The organism is Actinoplanes sp. CA-142083, assembly GCF_050942195.1.
GTDB lineage: Bacteria > Actinomycetota > Actinomycetes > Mycobacteriales > Micromonosporaceae > Actinoplanes.
Map to the genome: position 1 here is coordinate 9,251,844 of NZ_CP192076.1, position 15,514 is coordinate 9,267,357.

The 15,514-nt window shown below is 70.3% G+C and carries 14 protein-coding genes; 3 read left to right on the forward strand and 11 right to left on the reverse strand.

Features of this window, described 5'->3' with window-relative positions; genetic code table 11:
* Positions 1-2: 2 nt before the first annotated feature.
* The 6 genes from ACQPZX_RS42530 to ACQPZX_RS42555 form a co-directional block, all read right to left on the reverse strand.
* Entirely contained in the window at positions 3-752 is a 750-nt protein-coding gene (locus tag ACQPZX_RS42530) for a gamma-glutamyl-gamma-aminobutyrate hydrolase family protein (protein WP_433368939.1), read from the reverse strand.
* 87 nt (positions 753-839) lie between these two features.
* Positions 840-1,523 carry a gamma-glutamyl-gamma-aminobutyrate hydrolase family protein gene (locus ACQPZX_RS42535; protein ID WP_433368942.1) on the reverse strand — a complete coding sequence of 228 codons (684 nt, stop codon included), beginning with the start codon at positions 1,521-1,523 and terminating at the stop codon, positions 840-842.
* Positions 1,524-1,777: 254 nt separating this feature from the next.
* Positions 1,778-2,542 (reverse strand): 3-oxoacyl-ACP reductase, encoded by a 765-nt coding sequence (locus ACQPZX_RS42540; RefSeq protein ID WP_433368945.1) that lies wholly within the window; start codon positions 2,540-2,542, stop codon positions 1,778-1,780.
* Positions 2,543-3,898 carry an aldehyde dehydrogenase family protein gene (locus ACQPZX_RS42545; protein WP_433368947.1) on the reverse strand — a complete coding sequence of 452 codons (1,356 nt, stop codon included), beginning with the start codon at positions 3,896-3,898 and terminating at the stop codon, positions 2,543-2,545.
* Positions 3,899-3,947: 49 nt separating this feature from the next.
* Complete coding sequence (locus ACQPZX_RS42550; RefSeq protein WP_433368949.1) at positions 3,948-5,294, reverse strand: glutamine synthetase family protein; 1,347 nt, start codon at positions 5,292-5,294, stop codon at positions 3,948-3,950.
* Positions 5,295-5,361: 67 nt separating this feature from the next.
* Positions 5,362-6,885 (reverse strand): amino acid permease, encoded by a 1,524-nt coding sequence (locus ACQPZX_RS42555; protein ID WP_433368951.1) that lies wholly within the window; start codon positions 6,883-6,885, stop codon positions 5,362-5,364.
* 648 nt (positions 6,886-7,533) lie between these two features.
* On the opposite strand from ACQPZX_RS42555, the gene ACQPZX_RS42560 reads away from it, so the two are divergent.
* Positions 7,534-7,878 carry a MerR family transcriptional regulator gene (locus ACQPZX_RS42560; RefSeq protein WP_433368954.1) on the forward strand — a complete coding sequence of 115 codons (345 nt, stop codon included), beginning with the start codon at positions 7,534-7,536 and terminating at the stop codon, positions 7,876-7,878.
* On the opposite strand, the gene ACQPZX_RS42565 is transcribed toward ACQPZX_RS42560, so the two are convergent.
* From ACQPZX_RS42565 to ACQPZX_RS42575, 3 genes are read right to left on the reverse strand one after another with little or no spacing between them, the layout of a single operon-like run.
* Positions 7,875-8,462: a TetR/AcrR family transcriptional regulator gene (locus tag ACQPZX_RS42565; RefSeq protein WP_433385791.1), complete on the reverse strand. Its 588-nt coding sequence runs from the start codon at positions 8,460-8,462 to the stop codon at positions 7,875-7,877. The genes ACQPZX_RS42560 and ACQPZX_RS42565 overlap by 4 nt on opposite strands.
* A gap of 40 nt (positions 8,463-8,502) precedes the next feature.
* Positions 8,503-10,629, reverse strand: coding sequence for a YhgE/Pip family protein (locus ACQPZX_RS42570; protein ID WP_433368957.1), 2,127 nt, complete (start codon positions 10,627-10,629; stop codon positions 8,503-8,505).
* On the reverse strand, positions 10,626-11,318 hold the full coding sequence (locus tag ACQPZX_RS42575; protein WP_433368959.1) for an ATP-binding cassette domain-containing protein: 693 nt from the start codon (positions 11,316-11,318) through the stop codon (positions 10,626-10,628). Before ACQPZX_RS42575 ends, ACQPZX_RS42570 begins: the two co-directional genes overlap by 4 nt.
* A gap of 107 nt (positions 11,319-11,425) precedes the next feature.
* Here ACQPZX_RS42575 and ACQPZX_RS42580 point away from each other — a divergent pair, with 107 nt between their 5' ends.
* Positions 11,426-12,406 (forward strand): LLM class F420-dependent oxidoreductase, encoded by a 981-nt coding sequence (locus ACQPZX_RS42580; RefSeq protein WP_433368962.1) that lies wholly within the window; start codon positions 11,426-11,428, stop codon positions 12,404-12,406.
* Positions 12,407-13,485: 1,079 nt separating this feature from the next.
* Here ACQPZX_RS42580 and ACQPZX_RS42585 read toward each other — a convergent pair.
* Entirely contained in the window at positions 13,486-14,085 is a 600-nt protein-coding gene (locus ACQPZX_RS42585; RefSeq protein ID WP_433368964.1) for a PadR family transcriptional regulator, read from the reverse strand.
* A gap of 124 nt (positions 14,086-14,209) precedes the next feature.
* On the opposite strand from ACQPZX_RS42585, the gene ACQPZX_RS42590 reads away from it, so the two are divergent.
* Positions 14,210-15,049 carry a GNAT family N-acetyltransferase gene (locus ACQPZX_RS42590; protein ID WP_433368967.1) on the forward strand — a complete coding sequence of 280 codons (840 nt, stop codon included), beginning with the start codon at positions 14,210-14,212 and terminating at the stop codon, positions 15,047-15,049.
* Here the strand turns inward: ACQPZX_RS42590 and ACQPZX_RS42595 are convergent.
* A complete protein-coding gene (locus ACQPZX_RS42595) occupies positions 15,046-15,423 on the reverse strand; it encodes a VOC family protein (protein WP_433368970.1) in 378 nt (125 codons plus the stop codon). The two genes, ACQPZX_RS42590 and ACQPZX_RS42595, sit on opposite strands and share 4 nt — an antisense overlap.
* Between the last annotated feature and the right edge of the window lie 91 nt (positions 15,424-15,514).

A 15,514-nucleotide genomic window follows, 5' to 3' on the forward strand; every position in this document is an offset into this window, starting at 1 on the left:
GGTTACGCGGCTATCGCCGCCGGGACGACACCCGCCCGATCGGCCGCCGCCTCGGCCAGCGCCGCGAAGACGCGCAGGTCGGGGGTGCGCTCGGGGTGCCACTGGACGCCCAGGGCAAACGCGAGCTCCGGGTGCTCGATGATCTCGATGACCCGGTCGTCGGGGCACCAGCCGACTGCCTCGCAGGCGCCCGGGTCGTCGACCGCCTGGTGGTGGAACGAGTTGACCGTGAGACGGCTGCCCAGCAGGTCGTGCGCCCGCGACCCGGCCCGCACCACGACGTCGTGCTTGCCGTACGCGGAGGCGTCCGCGGCCAGCGGGTCGGTGCCCGACGCCGCACGGTGCCCCTCGTGCCCGATCAGGTCGGGAAGATGCTGGTGCAGGGTGCCCCCGGCGGCCACCGCCATCACCTGCATGCCCCGGCAGACGCCCAGCACCGGCAGGCCGGCCTCCAGCGCCGCGCGCATGAGCAGCAGCTCCGCCTCGTCGCGCGCCGGGTCGACGTCGGTCTCCGGATGCCGCTCGGCCCCCCAGTACGCCGGGTCGATGTCGCCTCCCCCGGAGAACACGATCCCGTCCAGCGAGTCGATCAAGTCCGTGTCGGGGTCGTCCGGGGTGATCAGCACGGCTCGTCCACCGGTGGCGTGCACGGCCCGCACGTACGTCATCGGGAGCATGCCCGCCATGACGTCGTTGCTGCCGTACTTCACCTGCTGGGCGTACGCGGTCATGCCGATCAGGGGCCTGCGCATGTGGTGGGTTCCTCCTCGTGTCGCGGCTCTGGCGGACCCTTCGGCATCGTCGCCGCGGGTCCTTAGAGCGATGTTTCTCGTTCAGGCTCAGCGGGCCGCCTCCACCAGCGCCCCGAAAAGCCGGCGGTCCCGGATCACCTCGGGATGCCACTGCACGCCGAGCACGAACCGGCGCGCCGGGTCCTCGACCGCCTCGGGCAGCCCGTCGGCGGCCCGGCCGGTGACCGTGAGCTTGCCCGGGTCGGCGATGCCCTGGTGGTGGTAGCAGTGGATGCCCACGTCCTCGCCCATCAGCGCGGCGATCCGGCTGCCCGTCTCGAACCGCGCGTCCTGCTGCCCGTACACGCCCGGCGCCGGGCGGTGCGTCTCGTGGCCGAGCACGTCGGGCAGATGCTGGTGCAGCCGTCCGCCGGCGGCGACGGTGAGCAGCTGCATGCCCCGGCACACGCCGAGGATAGGCAGGTCGAGGTCGAGCGCGCGGCGGGTCAGCAGAAACTCGGCCTCGTCCCGTTCCGGGTGCGCCTCGGTGAGGGGCTCGGGCTCCGCGCCGTACCAGTCCGGCGCAAGATCCGGTCCGCCGGCCAGCAGCAGCCCGTCGAGCACGCCGAGCACGTCCGCGTCCTGATCGTCGGGCGGCAGGATCACCGCCCGCCCGCCGGCCTCGCGCACCGCCGCCACGTAGTCGTACGGGATCAGCGCCGTCGGCAGGTCGTGCCAGACGCCCCAGTTCGCGGGCAACACGTAGCTCGTGATGCCAATGATCGGACGCATCGCTCCACCGTATCCAGATCATGTTTCGCCTCGTGTCGCCCGGAAGGCCGATCTCGGTCGCCACGACGTCGAGCGGTATCCGGCATACGGCGGAACGGGTGCGCGGCGTCGCCTCGTCGAGGCGGCGCCGCGCCCGGGCCCGTCTGTCCCACCGACACAGGGAGCAGGGCCTGAACCGGCGGGGATTCGACCCCTGCGCCCCGGTGTGACCTGGGCGTATACAGATCGTGCCCGCCGGTGCGGGTGCTCAAACATCACAATGGAGTTACATAGGCTCCGGTGATGCCGCCGTCGACCACGAACTGGGACGCGGTCATGAACGACGCGTCGTCGCTGGCGAGGAACGCGACCGCCGCGGCGATCTCCTCGGGCTCGGCGAACCGGCCCATCGGCACGTGCACCAGCCGGCGGGCGGCGCGCTCCGGGTCCTTGGCGAACAGTTCCATGAGCAGCGGCGTCGCCACCGGTCCCGGGCAGAGCGCGTTGATCCGGATGCCCTCGCGGGCGAACTGCACACCCAGCTCCCGGGTCATCGCCAGCACCCCGCCCTTGCTTGCCGTGTAGGCGATCTGCGAGGTCGCGGCGCCGAGGATCGCCACGAACGAGGCCGTGTTGATGATCGAGCCCTTGCCCTGCCGCTGCATGTGCGGGATCGCGTACTTGCAGCAGAAGAAGACCGAGGTGGTGTTGACCTTGAGGACCCGCTCCCAGGCGTCGAGGCCGGTGACCAGGATGGAGTCGTCGTCGGGCGGGGAGATGCCGGCGTTGTTGAAGGCGATGTCGACCCGGCCGTAGCGGGAAGCGACCCCGTCGAAGAGCGCCTTCACCTGCTCCTCGTCGGACACGTCGCACGCGACGAACTCCCCGCCGACCTCGTCGGCAACCGACTTGCCGGATTTCTCGGAGATGTCGACGGCGACGATCCTCGCCCCTTCCGCCGCGAACCGGCGGGCGGTGGCGAGCCCGATCCCACTGCCGGCGCCGGTGATCACGGCGACCCGGTCCTGCAAACGATCCACTTATTCTCCCGAGGCTAGGAACACGTTCTTGACGTCGGTGAAGCCGTGCAGCGCGTCCGGGCCGAGCTCACGGCCGAGGCCGGACTGCTTCATGCCGCCGAACGGGGTCCAGTACCGCACCGAGGAGTGGCTGTTGACGCTGAGCGCGCCGGTCTCCACCGCCCGCGAGACGCGCAGCGCCCGTCCCAGGTCGCGGGTCCAGAGCGAGCCGGACAGGCCGTACTCGGTGTCATTGGCCAGCCGGACCGCGTCATCCTCGTCTTTGAACGGCAGGACGCTCAGCACCGGGCCGAAGACCTCCTCGCGCCAATGCCGGTCGTCGCGGCTGTGGGCGAGCAGCACGGTGGGCGGGAACCACCAGCCGTCCCCCGTCGGCGCGTTTCCGACAAATCCGACATCGGCGTCGGACACATAGGACGCCACCGTGTCGCGATGCGCCGCCGAGATCAGCGGGCCCATCTCGGCGGAAGCGTCCGAGGGATCGGCTACCCGGAACGCCTTGACCGCGGGCTCGAGCAGGGCGAGGAACTTGTCGTACACGGACTCCTGGACGAGCAGCCGCGAGCGGGCGCAGCAGTCCTGGCCGGCGTTGTCGAAAACCGAAGAGGGGGCGGAGGCGGCCGCCTTCTCCAGGTCGGCGTCGGCGAAGACGATGTTGGAGCTCTTGCCGCCCAGCTCGAGCGTCACCCGCTTCACCTGGTCGGCGCAGCCCGCCATGATCGATTTACCGACGTCGGTGGAGCCGGTGAAGCAGACCTTGCGCACCGCCGGGTGGGTGACGAACCGCCGGCCGACCACCGAGCCCTTGCCGGGAACGATCTGGAAGACGTCCTCGGGGAGGCCGGCCTCGAGCGCGAGCTCGCCGAGCCGGATCGCGGTGAGCGGGGTGAGCTCGGCCGGCTTGAGCACGACCGTGTTGCCGGCCGCCAGCGCCGGGGCGAATCCCCAGCCCGCGATCGGCATCGGGAAGTTCCAGGGCACGATGATGCCGACCACGCCGAGCGGCTCGTGGAACGTCACGTCGAGGCCGCCCGGCACCGGGATCTGCTTGCCGATCAGCCGTTCCGGCGCGCCCGCGTAGTAGTTGAGCACGTCCCGGACGTTGCCGGCCTCCCAGCGCGCGTTGCCGATGGTGTGGCCCGCGTTGCGTACCTCGAGGTCCGCAAGCTCGTCGATGTGCTCCTCGACCACGGCCGCGAAGCGCCGCAGCAGCCTTGCCCGCTCGCCCGGCGCGACCGCCCGCCAGCCCGGAAAGGCCCACTGCGCGCGCTCGATGGCGGCATCGGTCTCCTCCAGGCCGAACGACGGCACGCTGGTGAGGACCGACCCGGTGGACGGGTTGATCACCTGTGTCATCAAAGGCCTTCATTCCGTTCTTGGGTGGTGGGTGGGGCGGTTGGAGGGCTCACAATCGCTCGAACCCTCGACGCAGCTCCCAGTCGGTGACGGCCGCGTCGAAGGCCGTCAGCTCGACCTGGGCCATGTTGGCGTAGTGACCCACCACATCGGCCCCGAACGCCTCGCGCGCCAGGTCGCTTGCCAGCCACAGCTGGTGGGCCTCCCGCAGCGTCGCCGGCACCCGCCCGGCCGAAGCGTCCTCGTAAGCATTACCGACGAACTCCGACTCCAGGTCCAGTTCGTGTTCGATGCCATAGATCGCGCCCGCCACCAGCGCCGCGATCGCCAGGTAGGGGTTGACGTCGCCGCCCGGCACCCGGTTCTCCACCCGCATGCCCTGGCCGTGCCCGGCCATCCGCAGCGCGCAGGTGCGGTTGTCGACGCCCCAGCGCAGCGCGGTCGGCGCGAACGAGCCCGGCTGGAAGCGCTTGTACGAGTTGATGTTGGGCGCGAACAGCAGGCAGAAGTCGCGCATCGTGGCGAGCAGCCCGGCCAGCACCCGCTGCCCGGTGACGCTGAGGTGCCCGGGACCGTCGCCGAGCATGGCCGACTTGCCGTCGCGGCCCCGCAGCGAGAAGTGGATGTGGCAGGAGTTGCCCTCCCGGGCGTTGGGCTTGGCCATGAAGGTCAGCGCCATGCCCTCCTGGGCGGCGATCTCCTTGGCCCCGTTCTTGTAGATGACGTGGTTGTCGGCGCAGGCCAGGGCGTCGGCGTAGCGGAACGCGATCTCGTGCTGGCCGAAGTTGCACTCGCCCTTGGCACTCTCGGGTTGCAGGCCGGCGCCGTACATCTCGTTGCGGATGCGGCGCAGCAGCGGCTCGACCCGCGAGGTGCCGAGCATTGAATAGTCCACGTTGTACTGGTTCGCCGGGACCAGGTCGCGGTAGCTCTTGTCGAAGGCCTGCTCATAGCTGTCCTTGTAGAGCACGAACTCGAGCTCGGTGCCGGCGAACGCGGTGAGACCGTGCTCGGCGAGGCGCTCGAGCTGGCGTTGGAGGATCTGCCGCGGCGAGGCGTAGACCGGCTCGCCCCCGACCGTGAACAGGTCGGCCAGCACCATCGCGGTGCCCGGCTGCCACGGCACCCGGCGCAGGGTGGCGAAGTCGGGCTTCATCACGAAGTCGCCGTAGCCGCTCGACCAGGAGGACATCTCGTAGCCGTCCACGGTGTTCATGTCGACGTCGACGGCGAGCAGGTAGTTGCAGCCCTCGCTGCCGCCGGTGACCACCTCGTCCATGAAGTAGCGGCCGTGCAGGCGTTTGCCCTGCAGGCGCCCCTGCATGTCGGTCAGGGCCAGCAGCACCGTGTCGATGCTGCCGTTGTCGACGGAGACGTCCAGCTCCTCGAGATCCATGGCACCGTCCTCACGCGGGTTCCGGGGGACGGGCAAAACGCCCGTCCCCCGCACTACTACAGATCATTCACTCGGTGGGCATGGTCTGCTCGCCGTGCGCGGCCTTGTCGATCAGGTTCTGCCGCGGTCCGGTGAACCACTTCCTGGCGCTGGCGAACCACCAGATCGCCGCGGCGCCCACCACGACCGCCACGGCGACGATCGTGTAGTTGAAGGTCGTCGCCGTGATCGGGCTGGCCGTCGGCAGCACGAACAGGATGCAGATGATCACGACCCAGACGATCGCGATCCAGCCGACCGGCGCGCTCCACTTGCCGAGGTTCCACGGGCCCGGCTGGAAGTCCGGGTTCATCCGCCGCAGGAACACCGGCGCCACGTACGCGATGTAGAGCCCGATGACGGCGATCGAGGTCGCCGCCAGGTACGCCGTGGTGTTCCACAGCGAGGGCAGCACGATGATCGTCGACAGCGTGACGCAGAGCCAGATCGAGTTGGTCGGCGTGCCGGTACGCGGGTTGACCTGCTTCCAGATCCGCGAGCCGGGCAGCGCGCCGTCGCGGGAGAAGGCGTACGACATCCGCGAGTTCGCGGTCACCGAGGCCATGCCGCAGAACCACTGCGCCACCATGCAGATGAAGACCAGGAACGTGCCGGTGTTGTGGCCGACCGCGTCGATGAAGATCTGCGCGGGCGGCAGGCCGAGCGCCGTGGTCCGCTCCGCCTCGTAGTCCTGGATCGACCAGGTGATCGCGAAGAGCAGCACGAAGCCGGCGATCACGGAGACCACCACCGACATCACGATGCCCCGGGGCGCGGCGTTGGCGGCGTCGTGCGTCTCCTCGGCCACGTGCGCCGAGGCGTCGTATCCCGTGTACGTGTACTGCGCCATCAACAGTCCGATGAGGACGGCGTAGACGCTGGCCCCGGCGAACGTGAAGCCGGTGGCGTTGTGCACTTCGGTGAACACTTCGGAGATCGGCTTGTGCTGGTCGGGCAGCACCGCCAGCAGCACCACGATCACCCCCACGCCGACCAGGTGCCACCAGGCGCTCACGTCGGAGAGCAGGCGCACGAGGTTGACGCCGAACGTGTTGAGCAGGCCGTGCACCACGATGATCACCAAGAAGATCAGGAACGTGCTGGTCTTGGTGACCTCCATGTCGAAGGTCAGGCTCAGGAAAGCCGCCGTGGTGATCGCCGCGCCGAAGTCGATGGCCGCCGTGACCGCGACCTCGCCGAGGAAGTTGAACCACCCCACGAACCAGGCCCACGCGGCCTTGTTGCGTTTGGCCAGCGCCGCGGCCCACCAGTAGAGGGCGCCGGCGGTCGGATACGCCGAGCACACCTCGGCCATGGCCAGGGCCACGAACGTGACCATGATGCCGACGAACAGCCAGCCGAGCGTGATGGCCATGGGCCCGCCGGCCGTCATCGCGATGCCGTACGACGTGATCGCGCCGGCGAGGATGGAGATGATCGAGAAAGAGACCGCGAAGTTCGAGAAGCCGGAGAGTCGGCGGTGCAGCTCCTGCTGGTAGCCGAGCTGGGCGAGGCGTTCTTCGTCGGTACTGGGTGCTGGGTTGACGCTCATGTGCGACTCCCTTGACCGAGGGGTTGCCGTGTGACCGGAGTCACCGCGTGCCGCGATGATCTCCCTCGGTTGTTACGCACGTCAATGATCAGCGTTAATTGCGTTGCCGCCGATGGCCGAGGAACCCCACACTCATACACAGAACAGACACCGCAAGCCCTCGGCAGGCTTTGCGAAACAGGGGCTGCCGACTCGCCCCTGTCCCGCGGCGGTGCGGGGCGCGGTCACCTCTCTCACACGCGGCTACGGCCGTGTCCGGCGCCCGCCCCGCACCGCCGCCCTCATCCTCCCCAGACGTTTACGTCCGACGATTTGTCCGAAAAATCTACAGCGGCGGTACTAGAAATAACCGCGTCCCGGGCATAGCATTTCTGGAGTCGGCCACGCACAGCCGACACGCAACTGGCACAGACCCTGAGTTGGCTAAGGAGGACGAGATACCGCAGCAACGCGTAATCACAACGTCCCCGACCCGACAAGAGGTGATCGCAGCCGATGCCCATCACTCAGGTTGTCCGCTAGCGGCACGCAGACGGACAACCGCATGCGCCGACGACGGTCGGCATCAGAATTGAAAAGCCAGGGCCCCGGTTACCCGCCGGGGCCTTGGACTGTCCGCACTTGAGACGAACCCCCGGGAAAGGACAGATGAGCACCGCCACCTCCTTCGATGACGCCGACTACCCGGCGTACACGATGGGCCGGGCCGCCGACATGATCGGCGTGACGCCGGCCTTTTTGCGCAGCCTGGGCGCCGCCGGCCTGATCGAGCCGCAGCGTTCGGACGGCGGCCACCGCCGCTACTCGCGTCACCAGCTCCAGCTCGCCCAGCGCGTCCGCCAGCTCCTCGACGAGGGTATCCTGCTCACCGCGGCCTGCCGCATCGTCACCCTCGAGGACCGCCTGGCCGCGGCCCATCGCCGCATCATCGAGCTGGGCGGCGTCCTCACCCCCGAGGACGACGCCGACCGCCCGACCACAACGGCCGCCTAGCCCACTCGGCGCACGATCGCCAGGAGCGACTCCTCCACGTCCTCGATCGGCCGCTCCGGCTGGAAGACCATCCAGTCCACCGCCACCACCAGGCCGATGCCGAAGAGCGCCGCCGACGCGACCCGCACGTCGAGGTCCTTCGGAAGGTCGCCCGAGTCGACGCCGGCCTGCAGCGTCTCCGCGATCACGCCGATCGCCTGCTCACGCAGCAGGATCAGGGTCTGGTGCCACTCCCGGTTGGTGCGCCACATCTCCGAGAGCAGCAGCTGTGCGAAGGCGCGGTACCGCCGGATGTACTCGAGCTGGGTACGCACGAGGGCGCCCACCGCCTCGCGCGGCGGCAGTCCCGCCACGGCCGCGCGGAAACCGTCGGTGAGCAGGCCGATCCCGTGCCGGAGCAGCTCCTCGAAGAGATCGTTCTTCGACTTGAAGTTGTAGTAGACGGTGCCCTTCGCGACCTTGGCCCGCAGCGCGATGTCGTCCACCGTGGTGGCCGAGAAGCCCTGCTCGGCGATGAGCTCGACGGCCGCCTCGTACAGCCGCTGCCGGGTGTCGGCCCGCCGCCGGGTGCGCCCGTCCGTCACTCTCGCGGCGTCCGTCACGGTCACAGTCCATCACACCGCATCATATGGCCAGCTCCGGGTGGAGCTTCGAGGGCGTCAGGCGCTCCGATCGACGGGCGACGAGCACCGTCAAGATCAACGAGCCCATCCCGTACGCCAGCAGCAGGAGCACCCCGGTCAGCACGGGTCCGCCCGCACCGCCGTCCACCGCGTGGCGCACCGCTTCCACGACGTACGTCATGGGCAGGAGCGGGTGAATCGCCTGGAAGAACCCCGGCGTGGTTTGCACGGGGTAGGTGCCGCCGGAGGAGGTCAGCTGGAGCATGAGCAGCGCGAGCGCGACGATCCGCCCGGGCGCGCCGAGAGCGGCCCCGATCAGCTGCATGATCGCCGCGAAGGCCGCCGCGGTGAGCAGCAACAACCCCCAGGTGAGCAGCGGATGCACCGGGGACAGCCCGAGCCCGAACCGCACCACCGCGAACAGCAGCGTGGCCTGGGTGAAGCCGATCGCCACCGCCGGGAGCAGCCCGGCCAGCGCCACCCGCGGCGCCGGTGCGCCGGACATCAGGTGCCGGCGGTTGAGCGGGCGCAACACCATGTAGGTGATCATCGCGCCGACCCAGAGCGCCAGGGCCAGGAAGTACGGCGCGAAGCCCACGCCATAGGTGCCGGCCGGATGCTTCACCACGCGATCGAGGCTCACCGGGTCGGCGAGAACATCGGCCCGCTGCGAACTGTCGTCGCCGTAGCCCGGGATCTGCCGCGCGCCGTCGGCCAGGCCGGTCGCGAGCTTGTCGGCGCCGCCCTGCAGCTGACCGAGCCCGTCGGCGAGCTTGTGCCCCGCCGTCGACAGCTCGCCGAGACCGCCGTAGAGCTGGCGCTGCCCGGTGGCGAGCCGATAGATCCCGTTCTGCAGGGTCTGTGCGCCGGTCTTGGCGTCCGCCGTGCCGGCCTGCAGCTGCTTGGCGCCGGCGGCGAGCCGGTCGAGCCCGTCGGCGAGCTTGTCGACCTGGGCGCGGGCCGCCGCGACGTCGTCGGCGAGGTGCGGGGCGGCCGCGGCGACCTGCCGGGCCGTGGCCGCGACCGACTTGAGCTCGGCGCGCAACTTGTCGAGGTCGGCGGCCTGCACGGTGTGCTGCACCTTCTCGGCGTCAGCCACCAGACGGGCGGCGAGCGTCTTGGCCTCGGCCAGCCCCTGCGTTTCGGCTGGCAGCGTGTCGAGATAGCTCTGAAGCTGCTTGGCGTCGCGCACCGCCTGGTCGGCGGCGGTGTCGATGGCGCCGATGTTGGCGGCCAGCGTGTCGGCGCCGCGCGCTACCAGCTTGGCGGCGTCGGCGATGTTCTGCGCGTTGTCCCGCAGCACCGGCTCGACCTTGCCGGCGGCCGCGTCGACCGCGGTGGCCAGCTGCCGGCCGCCGCTCGCCGCCTGCGCGGTGCCGGTGGCGAGCTGCTGGGCGCCGGTGTCGAGCCGGGTCAGCCCGTCGACGAGGTCGCCCATCCCGCTGTCCACCGTCCCCAGACCGGTCGCGATCTGGCCGGCCGCGCCGTGGGCCTGGTCGATGCCGCCGGAGATCCGGCCGGCGCCGTCATCGGCCTCGCCGAGCTTGCCTTCCAAGGTCTTCGCGCCGTCGGCGGCCTGCCGGGTCTGGTCCTTGAGGTCGGTGAAGCCGATCAGCATCTTGTCGTAGTAGCCCGCCGAGGCGCTGGCGGCCGCCGCCGCGCGCACCTCGTCGAAGGCGGTCCGTGCGAAGACGCCGCTCAGGTAGTTCGTCGCGTCGTCGCTGACCGCCCGCAGCTGCGCGGTCTCGGCGGTGGCGTCCTGGTCGGGCCCGGTGACCAGGTCGGCGGAGAAGTCCGCCGGGATCCGCAGCATGATCTGGTACTTGCCGCTTTCCAACCCCTCGGTGGCGCCCCGCTCGTCGGTGACGTGCCAGTCGAAGATCTCCCGCCGCTCCAGCTCGTCGGCCAGATCCTGACCCGCGTGCACCTGGGTGCCGTCGGTCGCCGTGGCGGTCCGGTCCTCGACCACGAGCGCCGCCGGGATGTGGTTGAGCCGCCCGTAGGGATCCCAGAACGCGTAGAGGTAGAGCGCGCCGTAGAGCAGCGGCACGACCGCGAGCACGGCCAGCGCGGCGGCCGTGAGCCGGCTGCGCATGAACCGCTTGAGCTCCATCGCTGCCAGCGTCATTTCGTCTCCTCGCCCAGGCGGATCACCGTTGTCACGTTGTCGGGGTCGATGTCGCGGGCTGTGAAGACGACCGCCGTGCCCGCCGCGGCGATCTCGTGCAGCACCTTCAGCAGCCAGGCCTGCTCGTCGGCGTCGAGGCCGTCGTCCAGCCCGTCCAGCGCGATCACGGCCGGCTTCGCCATGTTCGCCAAGATCAAGCCCAAGAGCTGCTTCTCGTACGGGGTCAGATCGCGCGCCTTTGTCCCCGGGTCGAGGCCGAGCAGATCCTCGGGCACGGCATGGTTGCGGCGGCCCAGCAACGCCCGGCGCTCCTGGAGATGCTCGGCGACCGTGAACACGGGTTCCGGGTCAGTCACCCCCGGCACGTGGCCGAGCGCGGCCCCGCCGTCGATTTTCCCGGCCGACCGTTTCCCGGCCGACGGCTTCCCGGCCGACAGCTTCCCGGCCGACAGCTTCCCGGCCGACAGCTTCCCGGCCGACAGCTTCCCGGCCGACAGCTTCCCGGCCGACAGCTTCCCGGCCGACAGGCGGAAGCGTCCGGCCAGCGCCAGCAGCAGCGTGGTGCGGCCACTGCCGGGCGGGCCGACGACCGCGACCACCTCGCCCGGCTCGACCGAGACGTCGAGGTCCCGGAAGAGCCAGCGGCGGCGCTGACGAACCCCCGCACCCCTCGCAACGAGCACCGGCATCTTCGACTCCCTTTTTAAACTGACCAGTCAGTCTAAAAAGATACCCGCGAGTAGGGATATGCCACACGTGGTGGACCTCACTCTTCGCGCCAGGCAGGATCAAGCGCATGTCGATGCGATGGGGCATGACCGTTCCCCTGGGCGGGGTTCCGCTGGCCGGGCACAAGGCCGTCTACGAGGCGCTCGCCGGCGCCGGCTTCACCGACCTGTGGTCCTCCGAGGTGGCCGGCACCGACGCGTTCACGCCGCTGGCCATGGCCGCCGCCTGGACCCTGTCGATGCGCCTGGGCACCGCGATCACACCGGTCTTCACCCGCGGCCCCGGCCTGCTCGCGATGAGCGCCGCCGCGCTGGCCGAGGCCGCGCCCGGCCGCTTCCAGCTCGGCATCGGCTCGTCCTCGCCGGTGGTGGTCGGCGACTGGAACGCCGTCGACTTCTCCGAGCCGTACGCCCGCAGCCGCGACATGCTCCGCTTCCTCAAGGCCGCGCTGGCCGGCGAGATGGTCGACCACGACTTCGGCACCTTCGCCCTGCGCCGCTTCCGCCTCGAGCGGCCGCCCGCGACGCCCCCGCAGATCCTGCTGGCCGCGCTACGCCCCGGCATGCTGCGCCTGGCCGCCGCCGAGGCCGACGGCGTCATCCTCAACTGGCTCTCCGCCGCCGATGTGACCACCGCCCTGGCCGAGGCAAAGGCTGCGAGCCCTGACTTCGAGGTCGCCGCCCGCATCTTCGTCTGCCCCACCGACGACGCGGCCTTCGCCAGAAACGTGGGCCGCCGCCTGATCGCCGCCTACCTGACGGTCCCCGCGTACGCCGCTTTCCACCGCTGGCTGGGCCGCGAGGAGACCCTGACCCCGATGTGGGAGGCCTGGGCGTCCGGCAACCGCAAGGCGGCCCTGTCCGCGATCCCCGACGACCTCGTCGACGACCTGATCGTCCACGGCGCCCCCGCCGAGTGCCGCACCAAGGTCGAGGCGTACGCGAAGGCCGGCATCACCGTGCCCGTGATGGCCCTGCTCCCGACTCCCGCCTTGGAGTCGGGCGGCCCGACAGCTTTGCTCGAGACGCTGACCGCCCTGGGCCGCTGACCACCCAGCACCCCACGCTGGCCAGGCCGATCATGGACCCACCAGGAACGGCATCGCGGTCGAGCCCGTTCGCCACGTCCGAACCTCCGGCCGACACGGCATTCAACGCGGCCACGCACAACGCCAGCGCGACAGTCGCCGCTTGACACGGCACGCGCGCGGGCCCTTGCCGGTGACCTCAACCCGTTGCGGTGCCCGGTGGTCGGGCCGGGCATGCCATGGCCAAAGCCTGCGTGGCCGGCGGGCGGACAGCTCGTTGTGCTGGAGGGACGATCCCACGATGCGGCGGCCAGTCCCGGACAGTGAGCGCCAGTCCACATCCCGGCCGCGCGTCCCACCCCTTGCGCCGTCTGTCCACACTGCGAGAATCCTGCCGAACGCTAACCGGAAATATCCGTTGATATCCCCCTCGACCCTCGGACGACGTTCAAGGATGGGGACCTGCTGTTCGCACCTAGCGTCGACTCATCAAGATCTCGCCGGTGCTGGAGCAGCGGGTCCAGCAGGCAGCGCCGGACGGCTCAGCCACCGGCAACCGCAACGCGCCACGCCGACCGCGGCCATGCACACACCGGGCGGTGGCAGCCCAGCCTGCCCACCGACTACCGCGCCCGGCCACACCGCCCCGGCCAAGCACGAGCCAGCCACACCTCCCGCCGAAGCCAGCCGATCAACGCCGCCGGCACGACCGTGGGGCGCCCACGCACATCCCGAGCCGTGACGTCGAGCCCGCCAGCCCGCCCGGCCAGCCCGCCAGCCCAGTCCGCCCGCCCGCCGGTCAGCCCGCCCAACGGCCAGCCCGCCCTCCACTGGGGGAAGCCCCCGCTGGCCATTCTCCTGGGTGTGACGCTTGATCGCTGGGGATACTGGTGGGGCTTGTGGATAACTCGCGACTGTGGATAACGCTTGATTGATTTGCCGCTGGGGCGGCGGGCGGGTACGGCCTTGTGTTGCGCCTGGCTGGGCCGCTACGGCGGGGGCTCGCCGACTGCGGTTGGGTGCGGTCTGGGCCTCGTACGGATAGAAGCGAGAAGGCGCACCCCGAAGAGTGCGCCTTCTCGCTCAGCCCTCGCTGCTTGTCACTCGCTGTCGGCGAGGATCGCGTAGAGCTTGCGCTTTGTCTCGTTGAGCACCTCGAGCGCCTTCTGGCGCTGCTCCGGCGTGCCGCTGAAGCCGACCTGCTTGAGGGCGCTCATGATGCCGACCGCCGCATCGCGGAAGTCCTGCACCTGCGACATGGTGTCGTCGCCGATGCTCGCCCACGGCGGGTTCTGCGCGGCGGTCTCGGCCTCGGGCCGGCCCGCGTCGGTCAGGTGATAGCTCTTGCGGCCGCCCTCAGCCTCCGCCTCGATGAGGCCCTCGTCCTCGAGGAGCTGGAGGGTCGGGTAGACCGAGCCGGGGCTCGGGCGCCAGATGCCGTTGGTGCGGGAGTCGAGCTCCTGGATGATCTCGTAGCCGTGCATGGGGCGCTCGAGCAGGAGCGCGAGCACCGCGGGACGGACGTTGAGCCGGCCGCCGCGGCCTCCGCGGCGCCCCCTCGATCCGGGGCCGCCGGGGCCGAATGGACCACCAGGGCCGAAGCCGCCACCGGGGCCGAAACCGCCGGGGCCGAACGGGAAACCGGGACCGAACCCGCCGCCGCGCATGCGCCGGCCGTGGAAACCTTCTGTGTGCCTCATGACTATCTCCGTTCTGTCGTCGATAGTTTGACGATATATCGGCAACGCATCGGATGCAAGGGTTTCTTGAAGACTGCGGGTTGCGGCGCGTGTCGGGGCGGCCGGATCTGGCAATGTGATACCTGTGCTGACGGTGCCCATTCGCCAGCTCGGTGAGTCCGAGCGCGCCGCGGTCGAGAAGATCCTCGACCGCGATCCCTACGCGGGCGCCCAGATCGCCGAGCGGGTCGCCGCCCACGGGCTGAACTGGTGGCGCTCCGACGGGCGCGTCTTCGGCTACGGTCCAGGCCGGCGCGTCGAGTCGATCATCTGGTCCGGCGCCCACCTGGTGCCGGTCTGCTCGACTCCGCCCGCCACCGCGGCGTTCGCCGACCTGCTCGGCGCCGACGCCCGCATCTGCTCGTCGATCATCGGCCGCTCCGACCAGGTCCTCGACCTGTGGGACCGTCTCGGAGGGTATTGGGGGCGTGCCCGCGACGTGCGGCCCAACCAGCCGTTGCTGGTCGCCGACCGTGATCCCGTGATCGCCCCCGACCCCGATGTGCGGCTGGTGCGCCCCGGCGAGGTCGACCAGCTGTTCCCCGCGGCCGTGTCGATGTACACCGAAGAGGTCGGCGTCTCGCCGCTGCTCGACGACGGCGGCCGGGGCTACAAGCGGCGCATCGCCGAGCTGGTCAAAGGCAAGCGGGCGTACGCCCGATTCGTCGGCGACCGGGTCATCTTCAAGGCCGAGCTCGCGATCGTCACCCGGCGCACCACGCAGGTGCAGGGGGTGTGGGTCGACCCCGAGTTCCGCGGCCGGGGGCTGGCGGCGCCGGCGATGGCCGCGGTAGTCCGCGACGCGCTCCGGCGGGTGTCACCCACCGTGAGCCTGTACGTCAACGATTACAACCTGCCAGCACGGCGTGTTTACGCTCGGTGCGGCTTCGTGTCGGCGGGCTCGTTCGCCACGATCCTCTTCTAGTCGTCCAGGCACAGGCAGAACGGGTGGCCGGCCGGGTCGAAGAGAACCCGGACGTTCTCCCGGTGCTGGGTCGGTGAGAGCTTCGCGCCCAGCTTCACGGCCTCGGCCACCGCGTCGTCCAGATCGCCCACCTGGAAGTCCAGGTGCATCATCGGGCGCTGGTCGCCGGCAGCGGGCGGCCAGGTCGGCGGCGCATAGTCGGTGGCCTGCTGGAAGACCATGAACGAACCGCCCGGAACGCCCATGACGGACGTGCCCGGCTCCTCGTGGACGATCGGCCACTCCAGCAGCTCCGCGTAGAAGCGGGCCAGCGCCGCGGGGTCGGGCGCTTCGATGGCCGTGCCCCACCACATGCCGGGCATTCGTGATCGCATGACTGCCAGCCTGGCCTGGCCGCCGGAGAAAGTCCAGCTCAGAGGGGCTCGATTCGATCTGTCAACCTGAATGTCATGAACGCGGAAACGG